This window comes from Gleimia coleocanis DSM 15436, from assembly GCF_000159015.1.
GTDB lineage: Bacteria > Actinomycetota > Actinomycetes > Actinomycetales > Actinomycetaceae > Gleimia > Gleimia coleocanis.
Window position 1 is genome coordinate 55,192 of the sequence record NZ_DS999546.1, and the last position, 16,127, is coordinate 71,318.

At 50.6% G+C, this 16,127-nt stretch carries 15 protein-coding genes; 10 read left to right on the forward strand and 5 right to left on the reverse strand.

Annotated elements, in window-relative coordinates:
* Positions 1–2: 2 nt before the first annotated feature.
* Entirely contained in the window at positions 3–782 is a 780-nt protein-coding gene (locus HMPREF0044_RS07445) for an aldose epimerase family protein (protein WP_040313242.1), read from the reverse strand.
* An 83-nt stretch (positions 783–865) separates the two neighbouring features.
* On the opposite strand from HMPREF0044_RS07445, the gene HMPREF0044_RS07450 reads away from it, so the two are divergent.
* Positions 866–1,366: a methylated-DNA--[protein]-cysteine S-methyltransferase gene (locus HMPREF0044_RS07450; RefSeq protein WP_006547522.1), complete on the forward strand. Its 501-nt coding sequence runs from the start codon at positions 866–868 to the stop codon at positions 1,364–1,366.
* A 445-nt stretch (positions 1,367–1,811) separates the two neighbouring features.
* On the opposite strand, the gene rpmB is transcribed toward HMPREF0044_RS07450, so the two are convergent.
* Positions 1,812–2,003 carry a 50S ribosomal protein L28 gene (gene rpmB / locus HMPREF0044_RS07455; RefSeq protein ID WP_006547523.1) on the reverse strand — a complete coding sequence of 64 codons (192 nt, stop codon included), beginning with the start codon at positions 2,001–2,003 and terminating at the stop codon, positions 1,812–1,814.
* A gap of 210 nt (positions 2,004–2,213) precedes the next feature.
* Between rpmB and HMPREF0044_RS07460 the strand changes: the two genes are divergently transcribed.
* Genes HMPREF0044_RS07460 through HMPREF0044_RS07500 form a run of 9 tightly spaced genes read left to right on the forward strand, consistent with a single transcriptional unit; the run spans position 2,214 to position 10,623 of the window.
* On the forward strand, positions 2,214–3,827 hold the full coding sequence (locus tag HMPREF0044_RS07460; RefSeq protein ID WP_006547524.1) for a hypothetical protein: 1,614 nt from the start codon (positions 2,214–2,216) through the stop codon (positions 3,825–3,827).
* 3 nt (positions 3,828–3,830) lie between these two features.
* Positions 3,831–5,924, forward strand: a complete 2,094-nt coding sequence (locus tag HMPREF0044_RS07465; RefSeq protein WP_006547525.1) for an ATP-dependent DNA helicase RecG — start codon at positions 3,831–3,833, stop codon at positions 5,922–5,924.
* A gap of 14 nt (positions 5,925–5,938) precedes the next feature.
* Complete coding sequence (rsmD, locus tag HMPREF0044_RS07470) at positions 5,939–6,520, forward strand: 16S rRNA (guanine(966)-N(2))-methyltransferase RsmD (protein ID WP_006547526.1); 582 nt, start codon at positions 5,939–5,941, stop codon at positions 6,518–6,520.
* A 1-nt stretch (position 6,521) separates the two neighbouring features.
* A complete protein-coding gene (gene coaD, locus HMPREF0044_RS07475; RefSeq protein ID WP_040313243.1) occupies positions 6,522–7,007 on the forward strand; it encodes a pantetheine-phosphate adenylyltransferase in 486 nt (161 codons plus the stop codon).
* Positions 7,008–7,030: 23 nt separating this feature from the next.
* Complete coding sequence (locus tag HMPREF0044_RS07480) at positions 7,031–7,732, forward strand: hypothetical protein (protein ID WP_006547528.1); 702 nt, start codon at positions 7,031–7,033, stop codon at positions 7,730–7,732.
* Between the two features lie 18 nt (positions 7,733–7,750).
* Positions 7,751–8,314, forward strand: a complete 564-nt coding sequence (locus tag HMPREF0044_RS07485) for a YceD family protein (protein ID WP_040313245.1) — start codon at positions 7,751–7,753, stop codon at positions 8,312–8,314.
* Positions 8,314–9,084 (forward strand): ribonuclease III, encoded by a 771-nt coding sequence (rnc, locus tag HMPREF0044_RS07490; RefSeq protein ID WP_006547530.1) that lies wholly within the window; start codon positions 8,314–8,316, stop codon positions 9,082–9,084. Before HMPREF0044_RS07485 ends, rnc begins: the two co-directional genes overlap by 1 nt.
* Positions 9,077–9,976 (forward strand): bifunctional DNA-formamidopyrimidine glycosylase/DNA-(apurinic or apyrimidinic site) lyase, encoded by a 900-nt coding sequence (gene mutM, locus HMPREF0044_RS07495; RefSeq protein WP_006547531.1) that lies wholly within the window; start codon positions 9,077–9,079, stop codon positions 9,974–9,976. The genes rnc and mutM overlap by 8 nt, the downstream gene beginning before the upstream one ends.
* Positions 9,977–10,008: 32 nt before the next feature.
* The gene (locus HMPREF0044_RS07500; protein WP_040313274.1) at positions 10,009–10,623 is read left to right on the forward strand and encodes a response regulator; all 615 of its coding nucleotides are present in this window, start codon (positions 10,009–10,011) and stop codon (positions 10,621–10,623) included.
* A 134-nt stretch (positions 10,624–10,757) separates the two neighbouring features.
* On the opposite strand, the gene HMPREF0044_RS07505 is transcribed toward HMPREF0044_RS07500, so the two are convergent.
* Genes HMPREF0044_RS07505 through cydD form a run of 3 tightly spaced genes read right to left on the reverse strand, consistent with a single transcriptional unit; the run spans position 10,758 to position 16,051 of the window.
* Positions 10,758–12,443 carry a sensor histidine kinase gene (locus tag HMPREF0044_RS07505; RefSeq protein ID WP_006547533.1) on the reverse strand — a complete coding sequence of 562 codons (1,686 nt, stop codon included), beginning with the start codon at positions 12,441–12,443 and terminating at the stop codon, positions 10,758–10,760.
* Positions 12,444–12,446: 3 nt separating this feature from the next.
* A complete protein-coding gene (gene cydC / locus HMPREF0044_RS07510) occupies positions 12,447–14,231 on the reverse strand; it encodes a thiol reductant ABC exporter subunit CydC (RefSeq protein ID WP_006547534.1) in 1,785 nt (594 codons plus the stop codon).
* Positions 14,228–16,051: a thiol reductant ABC exporter subunit CydD gene (cydD, locus tag HMPREF0044_RS07515; RefSeq protein ID WP_006547535.1), complete on the reverse strand. Its 1,824-nt coding sequence runs from the start codon at positions 16,049–16,051 to the stop codon at positions 14,228–14,230. Before cydD ends, cydC begins: the two co-directional genes overlap by 4 nt.
* Between the last annotated feature and the right edge of the window lie 76 nt (positions 16,052–16,127).

Consider the following 16,127-nt stretch of genomic DNA (forward strand, 5'->3'; position numbering starts at 1 on the left):
TGTTAGTTAACGCTGAAAATCACGGATAGCTGTAAGTCCTCACTAGGTTGTAAAACAGCATTTGGATTGCGGTAGAGTTGCTCAACGCAAACAAAATCCAAAGCCTGAAAATCAGGTAAGTCGCCGATTCCGGGGTTCTCGCCAGGATTCCAAACTACCGTATGCGTGTAACCACTGGGAGTAATCTGCAACCCATCTAAAACAGCTGGGAAAGCGCCCTCGTAAACGCGATTAATACCCGCTGGAACTGGATTTAAATCCGTATCTGTGTGAGCAGAAACCGGCTCACCAGACGCATAATCTAAATAGTTGCCACGCACCCCATGCAAAATAGCCTGACCTGCATTAGCGCGGAAGTAACCATGTAGGCCCAACTCAACTGGTTTTGCCTCATCACTGAGGTTCTCAATCTGAGCATCCAAACGCAACGACACTGGTGTAAGCGTAAAAGTAAGCCTCATGCGACCTGCGGAAAGAAACTCAGGAACCACCGGGTAATCGCAAGCATCAAACTCAAAAGTGAAAACAGCTTGAGAATCAGAGGACTCAACTAGCTTCCACTCATTATTTCGGCCAAAACCGTGGAAAGGTTTCGCAGCGCCACCAAACCAAGGGAAACACAAGGGAATTCCACCGCGTAGTGGGCCCCGGCAGTCGTGGTCTGCTAAATCAGAGAGGAAAAACTGCTCTACACCATTTACCTGCCAGGAAAAAATCTGCGCTCCGAAGTGGTTAATCTGTGCGCGGGAAGATCCACAAGTTAAGGTAGTAATACTAGCCACGGTTTGCTCCTTCGCATGAATGTATACAACCTTTACTATTCTAGGAGTAACCAAACGTTGATAAGAGAGTTTTGGAAAACGACATGTACTATGCCCACCTGATGCCTAGCCCACTGGGAGAAATCCTTTTAGAAAGCGACGCAACAGCGTTGACCGGCGTGTGGTTTTCCGGCACCTATCCCAAGGACGTTGATTTAAAAGCCGTCGCCAATAGCGAACCCCCCGAAATCTTACAGCGGGCAGAAGCCTGGTTAACAGCATATTTTGCGGGTGAAAACCCCGCGCTTGATCTTCCATTAAAGCCACAGGGAACGCCTTTTCAACACGAGGTATGGAAGTACCTGTTAGAGATTCCGTACGGGCGTACAGTTACCTACGGTTGGATTGCGAAGCAGATTGCGACAGAGCGTAATATAGCGCGGATGTCTGCCCAAGCTGTAGGCGGTGCGGTAGGAAGCAACCCTATTTCTATTCTGGTGCCTTGTCACCGCGTAGTGGGAGCGAATGGGAAGCTAACTGGCTATGCTAGCGGTTTAGAACGCAAAGAGTTTCTTTTAGCCTTAGAATCTGCAGGGAATAGCTGACCTCCAGTGGAATGGGGGTAGGGTAGGTATTCTTAATAGGATTCCCCATACCTTAGATAAGGTGGGAAAAGACAAACTCCTACCTTTACTCCTAATGAACTTGTGCGGGAGCATTTTTTCAAAAAATGCTCCCGTAGCCTAACGAAAACGCTGTTTTTTAACTTCTGCGGGAGGGAAAACCAAAAAATGCTCCCGCCGGCTTCTAAGTCATGCTTTCGTTTTGGCGTGACTGGGCATATGCGTATTGCAAGTAGAGGTTGGGTTTATTCATGCCCTCAGCGTGAATTCAACAAACTAAAAACCCGACCTATCCCCATGACACTAGGAAAAGTCGGGTCCCCAGCAACACCAAATGTCGTATAACCCTATAACCCCCGCTTTCCAGGAACTAAGTGAAAACAAAAGGACCACTACCGAAGTAGTGGTCCTTGAAAGCTTATTGCAATCAGATGTTGCGTTCTACACGCTCACTCTTAATGCAGGTGGTGCAAACGTTCAGACGCTTTGGAGCGCCCTTAACAATCGCACGAATACGCTGAATGTTTGGGTTCCAACGGCGGTTGGTTCGCACGTGGGAGTGCGAAACGCTCTTGCCGAAGCCGGGTCCCTTGCCACAGACGTCGCACTTAGAAGCCACGGTTGTATCTCCGAATCTCGATTAAAACATTTTACCTACGCCAGTTTAGCGCGAAATAGTTCAACACCAAAGTCCAGCGGGTCTGAATGATAGGTATTTCACTTCCATATCAGACAACTTAACCAGAATATACGAGTTTCTAAGATATTCCAACTATTGACGCCCCGGTGTGAGTGTCAGGTGAGACACAATTTATGAGAAACTAGGTTTATGGAGCCTAAAAACACTGCAATTCAGCTGGAAATCGCTGACGTTTCTGACTTACTTCGCCTGTTGGATTTAACTATCGGCAGCTTAGAGACAGTCGCGCCTCTGCTGGATGATTTAAATGCGTTAGCGGGCGCTGATTTCGACACCGGCTCTAACGCGCTCCACACTTTCCGCACGATAAGACACCTGCTACGTGAGACGCCCACAGGTTTTGACTCAGCTCCCGCCTTTCTCAACGCCTGTACGATTTATGCGCGCAGCAGCGGCCGGGGGCATATCGGTATTTTAATAGCGAACCTATTTGAAAGTTTGGCGAAGTCCGCGCACGCCCAAAAACTGCGTCCAATTGACGTGCGTCGTTTCTTTAAATCCCTTCCAGCTACTTTAGAGCAGTGTTTTAAAACCCCGGACCTAAGCTTACAGGCGATTGCGGTGGCAGCAGCAGAGGTAGCTGATAATACTGAGGACCCGATTACCAGCATTCACATGATGGTGGGTGAAGCTTCAATGGAGATTCAAGGGACGTTGATTGAGTCCACTGAGGGTTGGATTAACCCGGGGGCAGCTGTGCTGGCATTATTCATCGCGTCCCTGCATTCCCTCTACGATGGTCACGAGGGCGCTTTGGAAGTTGCTCTCGCAATGATTTCAAGTTTGGCGCAGACTGCCTCGCGTAGACCTCTGCCGGCTAATCAGCCTCGTGAAGGAGCCGAGTACTCCGTAGACTTACAGCTAGACGGCATGGTTGAAGATTTCCAAAACTACTGTGCTTCACTAGATTCCCTGCAAGTGAGGTACTCGAAGCAGGGAAGCACTGATCTGCTGGGGATGGGATCATGGCGTTTCCACATAGATACTTCCACGCCATTAAGTGTCATTCCACGTTTCGGATGGGTACGTAACATCGTCGTGAAAGACGCTCGCTACGGTGAACTAATCGGCCAAGATGAACTGGCAGTTCAACAGGAAGAATCCGGCGTACTCTACCTTTCACGGCCAACTTGGCAGCGCCCAGACACAGTACGCGTCATTGCGTTAGTTCGACACCTTGAGTTTTTAGAAGAAATCGCTTCAACTGGCGCATGGGTGGTATTCAACCCCTCGTTAGAAGATACTCCAGTGGTAGCATCACTTTTAGCTGACGCACCAGGTAATACAGCACTACTGCTTCCCGCAGATGAACAAGCCCTGCAGATAGCTCAACGAGCACAAAAAATCGTTGAAAACCGAGGGAATAACCTGCAGGTAATCTATCCAACTTACCCGTATTCAGACGTGCTAACTAGCGTTTGCGCGGCCACTGCAGCTCCAATTTTCATGCCCCAAGTTGGCGAACGTACCCCAGAAGTCACCCGACAACTCTTACAGTCAGCAGCTGACGGAAGCGTCCGACGTTGCGCCCTCGTGAATGACACAAACCCACTGGTGATTAAAGACCAACTCAACCAGCTCATCGGCTACGGATTAAGCCGCCTGGTACTTTTCTGCCCAGAAAATGATCAGCAACTCTTGCAAGACACCGTCAATGATGCGTTAGAAGAACGCGGGCAACTGGGACACTACGTGGAAATCATTCACTCTGAAACCACACAGATCGTCTTAGTAAACGGATAAGCCATGGATAAACCAACCTGGCTGAATACGCCACTTGAACGCCTTTTGGGGAGTCGTACGGCAAAGAAACTAGCCCCACTAGGCTTAGAAAACACCGCAGACTTGCTGCATTTCTACCCACGACGCTACCTGCACTGGGGAAAACTCACCCCACTGTACAGCCTCCACCCAAATGAGGACGCAACCATCCTCGCATCGGTACAAAGCCAGCAGCTGCACGCCAACCGAAACGGGGGAGTCCGCCTAAATGTGGAACTCACCGACGGACACTCGACTATAACCGCCACCTTCTTCGCCACCCACCCCGCGAAACTTAGCGTCCACCAAGGACTCTTAAAACCCGGCACCCAGCACCTCTTTGCTGGAACAATCAGCCAGTACCGAGGACAACTACAACTCACACACCCAAGTTTCGAAGAAGCCGGAGAAGACGTCGAACGCATCCTCACTAAACCAATTCCGGTTTACCCCGCCAGCAGCAAGTGCCCAACCTGGTTCACCGCTAAAGCCGTGGGCATCATACTTGACCAAATGCGACAAGAAGACTTACTAGACCCCTTCACCGCCAGCGAAAAAGAAAAATATGGGCTACTGGACTTAATCGAGGCAATCGAAAAAATCCACCGCCCCAACACGGATACTGACATTCCTAAAGCAAAACACACGCTGAAATGGGTGGAAGCCTTTGAACTACAGGCAGCTTTCGCGCAACAACGCCACACAAACGCCCAAGCGCGCGCAAAAACTATACCCGCAACCGCCACCGAAATCATTCCAGAAGTAATCGAAAACTTCGGATACGAACTAACCGGCGGGCAACAAACCGCCATTGCAGAAGTCCTTGCAGATATGAGCCGTGAAGTTCCCATGCAACGCCTGCTCCAAGCCGATGTAGGCGCAGGTAAAACCATTGTTGCTGGCATTTTGATGAGCGTTGTCGTTAATGCCGGATACCAGGCTGCGCTGCTTGCCCCCACGGAAGTTCTAGCACAACAACACGCCCTGAACTTACGTAGACTACTACCCGTCCCCGTAGAACTACTGACCGGGTCAAGTAAAGCCGGAACCCGCAAACACATTGCTGAAATCACTGGCAGTGGACAGCCTGCCGTTTTAGTAGGCACTCACGCGCTACTCCAAGACTCCTTAACCTTTAAGAACTTAGCGCTGGTAGTAATCGATGAACAGCACCGTTTCGGAGTCGCACAACGAGAAAAACTCCGTGAAAACCAAGATTTTGTGCCACACCTGCTTTCCATGACAGCTACGCCGATTCCCCGCACAATCGCTATGACCGTGTTCGGAGACTTGGATATTACCGAAATCCGAGAGCTTCCAAAAGGGCGTATCCCCGTGAAGACACACACGGTTAATGAGTGCAATCACGCCTGGATGCAACGACTGTGGGTGCGCTCGCGGGAAGAAATCGAAGCTGGTGGACGCGTATTCGTCGTAGCCCCACGCATCGGCGACGAAGAATCAGATTCTGAGTTAGCGTCGGTTACTCAAACCGCGCAGCGTCTGCGAAACCTACCAGCCCTGCAGGGGATTAAGGTCGGGGAACTACACGGTAAACTAACGCCAGAAGAAAAAGCTCAGATTATTAGTGACTTTAACACGGGCCAGTTATCTCTGCTGGTGACCACTACAGTGATTGAAGTGGGCGTCGATATTAAAGACGCGTCGCTAATGGTGATTCTAGATGCCCAACAGTTCGGGCTGTCGCAGCTGCATCAGCTGCGTGGGCGCGTGGGGCGTGGCGGGCAAGCAGCTACCTGCATTGCGGTTTATAGTGCGGAAGCAAATCCTGATTCTATTGAGCGTTTAGAGGCTTTTGCTTCTACTAATAGCGGGTTTGAGTTAGCTGAGTATGATTTGAAACTGCGTTGCGAGGGCAACGTTTTAGGACAGTCTCAGTCAGGAAAAACAACTTCGTTAAAAGCCCTGCGAGTGCTACGCGACGCAGATATTATTGCCTCTGCACGGGATCTGGCGCTCGCGGTGGTGGCAGAAGATCCGCAGTTAGAGAAGCGCCCTGAGTTGGCTGCGCGAGTCGGCTTGGCGCGTCAAGATGCCGTTTGGATGGACCGGGTTTAAGGTAGGCTGGTTTTATGACTAGGATTGTTGCGGGAAATTTTCGAGGGCGGAAATTAAGCGTCCCAGCAAGCGGTACACGCCCAACTTCAGAACGTGTTAGAGAAGCACTGTTTTCACGGTTAGAGACTTGGGATGAGCTGCAGGACGCAAAGGTTTTAGATCTTTTTGCGGGTTCTGGAGCTTTAGGGATTGAAGCTGTTTCGCGGGGTGCTGCGCAGGCTACGCTGGTGGATTTCGGAGCAGCTGCGGTTACTTGTTGCAAGGCTAATGTGGCGGCGACCGGTAAACCTGCGCAGTTTCAAGTCTTGCGTGCGGATGCTGTGAAGTTTGCAAATAATCCGGGAATGGGAAACTATACGCTGGTATTTTTAGATCCTCCGTATGATTTCCCTGCAAAACAAATGATTCAAGTGCTAGAAGGATTGCGTTCACACCTGGTGGATAATGCTCTGCTGGTAGTGGAAACTTCCACTCGCACTGCAGAACCAACCTGGCCGGCGGATTATGTTTTGGAATCCTCTCGTGATTGGGGAGAAACCCGCGCCTGGTTCGTAACCTATGCGCCGAATGGTCTTTTGGAAGATGAGGAGGAATAGGATGGTTACTGCAGTAATCCCAGGTTCTTTTGACCCCGTGACGGTGGGACATTTAGATGTGGTTAAACGCTGTGCGCAGCTATTTCCAGAAGTTGTAGTGCTAGTAGCTTCAAATAGTGCTAAACAGTATTGGTTTGACAGTTCACAACGTGTTTCCTTGATTGAAGCATCAGTAGTAGAGTTTGAAAACGTCCGGGTCGAGGCTACTAATGGTCTTTTAATGGACTGGTGTCAGGCGAATCTCGACGGGGAAGTGGTTTTAATCAAAGGCATTCGTAGTGCAACTGACTTCGACTATGAAACTGTGCAAGCAGTTGCAAACCGCGCCCTCGGGAAAATAGAAACTCTGTTCCTGCCAGCCGAGCCCACCCACGCACATATTTCTTCATCCCTGGTGAAAGAGCTGGCGAAACACCACGGAAATATTGAAAACCTAGTGTCTAAACCAGTTTTTAAAGCGATTAACCGTAGACTAGAAACAAACTAGGTCCACCCCAGATTGAGGTAGTCATGTCACACGAAGAACTAGATGCAGAAGTCTACGAAGACGAATATTACGACGAAGGTGATGAATACCGTTCATCAACCGTAATCGCCATCCTCGACCAGATTGAAAACATGGTTGAGATTGCTCGTGCTCTGCCAATGAGTGCTTCCGTTTTAGTAAACAAAGCAGACATCATTGAACTGCTTGCACAAGCACGCGAATCCCTGCCAGATGACCTGCAGGAAGCAAACGGCGTACTCGCAGACGCAGATGACTTAATGACCCGCGCAGATCAGCAGGCAGAAAGCACCATCATGGAAGCTAATCTGCGTGCAGATACCCTGGTTAAAGAAGCTGAAGAAAAAGCTATTGCCATGGTTGATCGCGCCCGCAAAGAAGCTGAAGATCTGCGTAACCGCGCACAAGAAGAAGTAGCTTCCCTGAAAGAAAAAACTGCCAATGAAATTGAAACGCAGCTTCAGGATGCACAAAACCACGCTGACTACCTGATTAGTCAGGAAGCTGTCTCACAGGCTGCACTGGCACGTGCCGAAGAAATCGTTGCAAAAGCTAATGATCACGCTGTGAAGCTAGCTGATGGTGCTGACCGCTACTGTTCAGAATCCCTTAACAACCTACTGGACGCGGTAGAAAAGATTTACAACCAGACCGTAGCTGGTGTGGAAACTATCGAAGCGCGACGTGAAGCTCGTCGCGGTGAATGAAACTAAAAGGAGTTTAGTTTGACTACGCATGACTTCAACGGTGCGAAACTTTCAATCGTTGACTTGCCTACCCGCCCCGATCACTTCCGTGACTACGAGATGGACCTGGTAGTAGGGGATGACCTTGGCACTTCCGTAATGCGAGTCGAACCAGGCACTGTGCTACACGTAAATGCGACTGCTCAGTCAATGACTGACGGTGTTCTGCTTCGCATCAGCACTCAGGTCCCAGTGACTTCCGCTTGTGTGCGTTGCCTGGACGAATTCACTGAAGACGTAGATTTGCAGCTTGATGAACTTTACTTCACCCCCGAGGCAATTAAACGCATGGTTGCTGACGAAGGTGAAGAAGCTGTTGAAGACCTGCAGATTCTGGAAGCAGATGAAATCGAACTGGAACCACTCTTGCGTGACGCTATCATCGCGGATATGGAGTTTTCTCCGCTGTGTTCTGATGACTGTGAGGGACTGTGCGAGACTTGTGGTGAGCCACTGCGTGACCTGCCTGCAGACCACGCGCATGAACTGCTTGATCCACGTTTTTCAAAGTTGGCAGCACTATTAGCAGATGCTGAAAAATAATGGCTGTGCGTAAGCGTAAAAAACAGGCAGCTCCACCTGCCGCACTTAATACTAATCTGGCTGATCTTTTTGGAGTTTGGCAGATTAGCTTTGATCCAGAACTACTCATTTTGGCTCTTACGCATCGTTCTTTCGCTTTTGAAGTCGGCAACATTGAGCCGAATGAACGCTTGGAATTCTTGGGCGACTCAGTTTTATCAATTATCGTTACTGAGTACCTGTATAAGAATTACCCGCAGTCTTCTGAAGCAAACTTGTCACGGATGCGTGGAGCAATCGTTTCGGAAAAGACCCTCTCTCAAGTGGCGCGTAACATTCGCTTGGGTGACTTCATTCTGCTAGGTAAGGGCGAAAACCTCACTGGGGGACGGGATCGTGATTCCATCCTTTGTGACATGACGGAAGCTATGATTGGCGCTACCTATTTAAGCCACGGTTTAGAAGCTACGCGTCGGATTGTTGAATACCACTTGCGTCCATTCTTAGAACGCGCAGTCGAGTTGGGGAAATCTTCTGACTATAAGACCACCTTGCAGGAATACTGTGCGGAGGCAAGCTTGGGCGAACCAATCTATGAGGCAGAGGGATTCGGTCCCGACCACGCCCGTTACTTCATTGCCACGGTAACTGTGGGTGGCGAACTGGTGGGGCACGGCCAAGCGTCCTCGAAAAAGGGAGCTAAGTCTGAGGCTGCGCGCGCCGGGTACTTTAATATCACGCAGGGAACTGACCCGGATCATTTCATGCCGGTAGAGGATACGAATGCCTGAATTACCTGAGGTGGAGACTATTCGCCTTGGTTTAGCTGGGCGGGTAGTTGGCAAGGAAATCGCGGAAGTTTCGGTTTGGAATACGCGGATGGTGCGTACGCAGCCTGGTGGCGCGCAAGAGTTTATTTATTTGCTCGAGGGCGCTAAGATTCAAGCTGCCGTGCGACGCGGAAAGTTCTTGTGGCTGGAGCTGGACGATGCTAAAGCACTGGTGATTCACCTGGGAATGTCAGGGCAGGTACATGCTTGGGATGAAAAACCCGCTGAACGCCGTAAACATGAGCATATTCGCGTTGAATTTACGGACGGTACCGGATATACGCATGTTGATCAGCGGACCTTCGGTAAAGCTGAAGTAGTTGATTTAGTTCCATGTGCGGATGGTTTCCCCGGGGGACGTGGCTCTAAAATGCCGATGATGCCAGCGAGTGCTACTCATATTGCGCGTGACCCACTGGATCTGGGGTTCAACGTGGTGACTGTAGCTAGGCAACTACGTAGGTCAGCTGTCGCGGTGAAAACTCTGTTGTTAAAACAGGAACTGGTGTCAGGTATCGGTAACATTTACGCTGATGAAGCACTTTTTGCCTGTGGTTTGCACGGTTCTGTCCCGGGATCTTCCTTAACTCAGAAACAGGCCGTAGCTTTACTTGAAGCTGCGCAACAGGTAATGCGAGCTGCCGTTGAAGTTGGTGGAACTTCTTTTGACAGTCTTTACGTGAATGTCTCTGGAGAGCCTGGGTACTTTGCGATAAGCCTGCAAGTTTACGGCCGTAATGGTCAAGCATGCCACAAATGCGGTAATCTCATTCTTAGAGAGAATATAGGTGGAAGGTCACATCATTACTGTGGTACCTGCCAGCGACTACCTAGAAGGAGCCGGAAAGCATGAACGTAGAGACTAAGCGTGAACAGACTCGAGTCATGATTATTGACGATCATGAAATCGTACGTCGCGGTATCGCCGAAATCGTCGACCGTGCAGACGGTTTAGAAGTAGTTGCCGAAGCTGGTTCGGTCACAGATGCCATTCGCCGTGCAGAGCTGGTGGTCCCTGACGTAATGCTCGTGGACCTACAGCTACCTGACGGTACTGGTATCGACATTATGCGTCGCCTCCGTGAGACTAAGCCAAGTATTAAGCCAATCGTCCTCACTTCCTTTGATGATGACTCTGCATTGGCAGAAGCTTTAGAAGCAGGCGCTTTAGCATACGTGTTAAAGACTGTACATGGTGCAGAAATTACCGAGGTGATTCGCGCTATTGCCGATGGGCGAGTACTGCTGGATGAACGTACTGTAACGCGCCGGAAAGCAGACCACGGTGATCCAACCGCAGACCTTACTCCTGCTGAACGTAAAGTGCTGAACCTTATTGGTGATGGTCTTTCAAACCGTGAAATCGGCGAAAAGCTGGGAGTGGCTGAAAAGACCGTGAAGAACCATATTACTTCTTTGCTTGCAAAGATGGGGCTGCAGCGTCGTACGCAGGTAGCTGCCTGGGTCGCCGGACAGCGCGCAGCTGCTTGGCGTAACTGAGATTTTAAAGTTGGTCCCCTTACCCGGAATCTTTGAGTAAGGAGACCAACTTTATATATTATTGTGGATATTTTGCGTGGAAACTCGCGTTGCCGCGTTTTTGTTGCGTCGGAACTTAAGTTCGCACGCAAAGATTACTCGTCGAAAATCGGAGCAGTCCAAGTGAGCGCCGTACCCGAATGATCCTCACGTGGCAAAACCGTGCAATCACCACCATGACGCCGCGCACGTGCTCGCAAATTGCCTAAACCAGAAGTACGCGTACGATCTAGCGGAATACCCACGCCATTATCCATTACCCGGATAGTGACCTGTCCCTCCGGAGCCTCACCCTCAATCCGGACAATAACCTTAGCCGCAGTAGCCTTAGCATGACGCGCCACATTAGAAATACCCTCGCGGATTACTGCCACCACATCATCAGAAAGATCAGAACCAATGCGGCGATTAACTTCGCGTAAACGATCCTCATCATCAGCCGCGACCACATCGCCGTCAATCTTAATAATCAAACCAGGGGCGAAGCCCAACGAATTACGGGCAATCGAAGTTTCCCGGTAAATACGTTCCAAAAGCTCCGTCGCTAAATCCTTATCCTGCAAACTATGCACAATCGAACGAATCTGGCGGACAGACTCATCCACCGCTCCCAAAGCACCCTGCAGAATCGAAACTAGTTCAGCACGAGACACCTCATCAGAATCAACCTTCTTCATAGCCGTATCCAACTGCATACCAGTCGCAAACAGCTGCTGAATAGCGAAATCATGCAAGTCACGACCAATCCGGTCACGCTCATCATACAAAGTAGCGACATCTTCCAAATGACGCGCAGAAGCCAGCTCCAACACAAACGCTGCCTGAGATGCTAAAGACTCAGCCAAAGGTAAATCAGAAGCATCAAACTCAGGTTCACCCGGTTTACGTAGCAATAAAAGAACACCAGTACCCGTATCCCGGTTCATCATCGGCGCATATAAAGCAGGGCCAAAATCACGTAACTCCGGCACACGCATCGTAGACGCCCGCGTCATCGAATCAACAATCATTCCGACGCCCTCGGAAAGCACTGCCATAGCGCGTCCCTCAGCGGGGAAAACCACGCCAATCATCTGCTCAGCCAAATACCCCTCAGCGATCTCACACGCCCACGTGAAACCCACCGAAGGAAGAATAATCAACGCCGTATCCGCCTGCGCAACCTCCAACACCGTTTTCGCAATCAAAACCAGCGCCTCTTCCTCATCAGCGCCCCCCAACATCGCGGAAGTAATATCCTGCGACGCACGAATCCAACGCTCACGATTCTGCGCCTCACGATACAAACGCGCATTCTCAACCGCAACCCCCGCAGCCTTCGCCAACAAGGAAAGCAACTGAGTATCCGCCTCAGAAAAACCACCTTGCTTATCCGCTAGGAACAAACGGCCAAAAACCTGCGTGTGAATAGAAACTGACAACGCATACAACGAATGCAAATCAGAGCCCGTGACCTGCAAAAACTCAGAACGCAACTCCAACGGAACATCATCAAGAATCAAAGAACCCATCTCAGGCGCCAACTCAGCCAACTTCGCAGGAAGCTGTGAAGCCTCAAGCTGGGAACGCACGGAATCCGGCAAACCATAGTAAATCAAAGAAGTCGGCGTACCCCACGTATCAACCAACGCCAACACACCGTACTGCGACTGCGTCAACTGACAAGCCTGCGTGACGAACTCTTGCAAAATCTCATTAACTTCCAGCTGGCTCGCCAAACCCAGCGTCGCTGCCACCAACGGCACTGGATCGGAATGATTAGTGAAATGAATATTCTGCATTACTTAGCCTTTCAAAAGAGCTTCATCCGCGGCGGATTCCGCCTCACACGCGTGTCGATAAGAATCGCAGGAAGCTAACAACTCTTCATGCGTGCCCTGAGCAGAAATCGTCGTAACTCCATCCTCATGAGACATCACCAGAATCTGATCTGCAGCAGCCAACGCACTCACTCGGTGGCTGACCAGCAGGGTGCCACGCTGCTCATCACGGACACTCAACAAATCCGTAACTAGCGCATCAGCAGTAGCTGGTTCTAAGTGCTCACCCGGTTCATCTAAAAGCATTAGCGGAGCCTGATTCGCAAACGCACGGGCTAACAGCATACGCCGCCGCTCACCACCAGATAGGGAAGTGCCACCAGATCCTAAAACCGTGTTCTCCTGCTCATGTAAATGCTTAAACCAAGTTCCTAACCCGGCTTTATCCAAAAGCACTGCAGTTTCTTCGGGGGTTACCCTTGGATTAGCTACACGTAGGTTTTCAATCACAGAAGTAGCGAAAATATGCGCGTCTTCAGGAGTGAAAGAAACGACCTTACCGACTTCTTCACCGCGAATCTTATGTACGTTTACGCCATTAAGCTTCACTGATCCTGCAACTGGTTCCAACATGCCCACCAGCGTGTAAAGTAAAGTCGTTTTGCCAATACCAGAAGGACCCACCAGAGCGAAAGAACGACCTGGTTGTAGAGTTAAGTTCAAACCAGAAGCAATAACTGGTCCGCCTGGCCAGCCAACAGACAGATTCTTAACCTCTAAGACAGGTTCTTGCGCTGCATTTGCAGGCAGTTGTGCGTCTTTAACCAAAGTATCCGGTTCAATAATCTGTTGGATGCGTTCAGCAGCGCGGGCGGAACGAACTAGCTGCACGGCGGCGGCGGCCAGTTCGGAAGTGCTTTCAAATGATGCCAGCGGTACTAAAGTCAAGATAGCAATAGAAAGAACTGAAATAAGTCCGGCTTCGGCACTGGGGATTCCAATCAAAATCGCACCCGTAACAGCAATACCGATTGCTAATTGATCAATTGCGGCAGCTACAGCAGCTGGTTTTGCGGCTTTGTCTCGAGACTTAATCAACCGGCTTTCATTTGCGCTGATATCATCGCGCACCTGTTGGTAGCCACCACTGACGAGCAGTTCTGGAGAGTTAGTTAGCAGCGTAGTGGTAGATTCAACTAGCCCTAGGCGTGCCTGGTCATTAGCGATTTCACCTAAACGTGCGTGGCGGGCAGTGAGTACTGGTCCCACGAAGCCAGAGAGGAAGAGAGCTACTGCGAGTACCACAGCCGCGGGAACAGAAATGATTGCAATACCCGCTACAGTACCGATACCGACTACCAGGGAAACGCATAGTGGCAGTACGGATTTAACCAGCAGGTCGCCTAATGCGTCTACATCGGAGCCGGTACGTGCTAGTAGGTCGCCACGTTTTAAACCAGCTAGGGTAGAGGTTTTCGCTCCTGCTAGTTTGCGGTAAACATTAGAACGTAGGGCTGCGATACCGCCCATAGCAACGTGGTGTGAGGCCAGACGTTGTACGTAGCGGAGCAATGCTTTAGAGATACCGAAGAAGCGCACGCCAACAGTTGCCATGGTTAGGTAAAGTACGGGGGGGTGTTGGGAAGCGCGGGCAATCAGCCAAGCTGAGGTGGCAGCCAGACCCAGGGAAGCTCCTAGCCCGAGGGATCCTAGTAGTATTGCCAACGCGAATTGGCGTTTATTTAGTTCTAAGAGTGGCAGTACTTTTTTTAACGCAGCCCACTCGCTGGCGGTGACGAATAGTTTCATTTGGTTTCCTCACCTTCGGTTGGCTGCATTTCTGAGTCTTGTAAGAGGTCATTGAGTAGGCGTGGCGTTGCCAGTAGGTTTTCTTCTTCTACGGTGTCGATGCTTAGCTGCGGATACTGGGTGAGTTCGGCAGCGGTGGCTGGGCGGGCGTGCACGTCAATGATGTGGGTAGCGACTTCGGTAACTGCTTTGCGGTGTGCGATGACGATGACGGTACTGCCGTGTGCTTGCAGTTTTAGGATTGTGTCGATTACCTGTGCTTCGGTGAGGGAGTCTAGGTGGGCGGTTGGCTCGTCTAGAATCATCACCTGTGTGGGGTGCAGGAGCGCGCGGGTAAGTGCCAGTCGTTGGCGTTGGCCGACGCTGAGGCCGACTCCGGCGTGTCCTAGTTGCGTGTCCCAGCCGTTTTGCAGGGAATTTACGACGGTGTCGAAACCGGTGGCGCGGGCGGCTTCGTTGAGTTGCTGGGTTGAGTAGGCTTGGCCCTGTGCAATATTTTCTTTGACGGTGCCGGGGACGATCGCTGGTGCTTGCGGTACCCAGGTGACGTTGTGCCACCAGTTTTCTTTAGAAATTTTTTCGAGGGCGGTTAGCTCAGTGTTTCCGTTAGGTTTTTCAAGTTCTAGGGAAACTTGCCCGATAGTTGGTTGTAGTAAACCTAATAGAGTTAAAACGGTGGTTGTTTTGCCAGCGCCTGAAGCGCCTGTTAAAGCAGTGATACTACCTGCTGGAATGCTGGCAGTAAGTTCTGCTGGAGCCCAGAACCCGCGGGCTGCTACTGCTAAGTCATTAAACCGTACAGATTTAATCTTCAAAGTTTCAGTGTCTGCAGATGCTGGTACCGCAATATCAGTGTTGGTTAGTTCAGCTGGGGCTTCGATGATTTCAAAAGCAGCGTTAGCGGCAGCTACACCGTCAGCTGAGGCGTGGAAGTTTTTACCAACCTCACGTAGTGGCGCATAAACCTCTGGGGCGAGCATGATGATTGCCAGGCCAGAGAACAGGTCTACGTGGTCATAAACTAGGCGGATACCAACTTCTACAGCGACCAAGGCGACTGAAAGCGTAGCGAGGAATTCGAGGATGCCGCCAGAGAGGAAGGCGACGCGTAGGGTCTGCATGGTGGTACGCGCATGGGTTTTGCCGAGTTTATCAACGTGGGCTGCTGGCGCCCATTCGCGTCCCAGCGCCTTCAGTGTTGGCAGACCAGAAATTAAGTCTAGTAGTTGGGAGCCCAAGCGTTCCATCGTGCGAAGCTTTTGATCGGAGTAGTCCTGAGTTAGTTTACCGACTAGAATCATGAAGATTGGAATCAGCGGGATGGTAACTAATGCGATGAATGCGGAGAGGAAATCCAGGTAGAGGATGACAGCTAGTGCCAGGGGAGTAGCAATCATTGAGAGTACTAGCTGGGGTAGGTAAGAGACGAAGTATGGGCCCAGGTCATCTAATCCGCGGGTGGTGAGCGTAACAGTGTCTGTAGAGTTTAGGGATAGCCAGCGTGGCCCCAGAGCTGTAGCTTTATCTAGTACTTGTTTACGTAGTTCTTGGATTGCCTGGTTAGCGGCGCGGTGCGCGTAAGCGCGGTGGATGTAGGTAAGTGTAATGCGGGCGAGGACGATGACTACCAGCACGGCGATAATCCAGTAAACGTCTGAGAACTGCTTTTCTTTTGTGATGATTGGTGAGATAGCTCCGGATATCGCCATGATTTGGGCGATGGTGAGGAGGGTGCCGATAGTGCCCGTGATAACGATGAATACCATGTATTTGCGGGCGGATTCTGCGTATTTCAGCAGGCGCTTATCGAGAGGTTTCAAAAGCCTGGTCCTTAAGTCTTAGTTCTCTTATATTGATTGTACTAAGTTTCGTTGTTTTCTGACTCTCGTTGCTATC

Coding starts and splice junctions, on each gene's coding strand:
- coaD (WP_040313243.1), top strand. CDS start 6,522: ATGGTTACTGCAGTAATCCCAGGTTCTTTTGACCCCGTGACGGTGGGA.
- HMPREF0044_RS07460 (WP_006547524.1), top strand. CDS start 2,214: ATGGAGCCTAAAAACACTGCAATTCAGCTGGAAATCGCTGACGTTTCT.
- HMPREF0044_RS07505 (WP_006547533.1), bottom strand. CDS start 12,443: ATGCAGAATATTCATTTCACTAATCATTCCGATCCAGTGCCGTTGGTG.
- rsmD (WP_006547526.1), top strand. CDS start 5,939: ATGACTAGGATTGTTGCGGGAAATTTTCGAGGGCGGAAATTAAGCGTC.
- HMPREF0044_RS07450 (WP_006547522.1), top strand. CDS start 866: ATGTACTATGCCCACCTGATGCCTAGCCCACTGGGAGAAATCCTTTTA.
- cydC (WP_006547534.1), bottom strand. CDS start 14,231: ATGAAACTATTCGTCACCGCCAGCGAGTGGGCTGCGTTAAAAAAAGTA.
- mutM (WP_006547531.1), top strand. CDS start 9,077: ATGCCTGAATTACCTGAGGTGGAGACTATTCGCCTTGGTTTAGCTGGG.
- rnc (WP_006547530.1), top strand. CDS start 8,314: ATGGCTGTGCGTAAGCGTAAAAAACAGGCAGCTCCACCTGCCGCACTT.
- HMPREF0044_RS07480 (WP_006547528.1), top strand. CDS start 7,031: ATGTCACACGAAGAACTAGATGCAGAAGTCTACGAAGACGAATATTAC.
- HMPREF0044_RS07500 (WP_040313274.1), top strand. CDS start 10,009: ATGATTATTGACGATCATGAAATCGTACGTCGCGGTATCGCCGAAATC.
- HMPREF0044_RS07465 (WP_006547525.1), top strand. CDS start 3,831: ATGGATAAACCAACCTGGCTGAATACGCCACTTGAACGCCTTTTGGGG.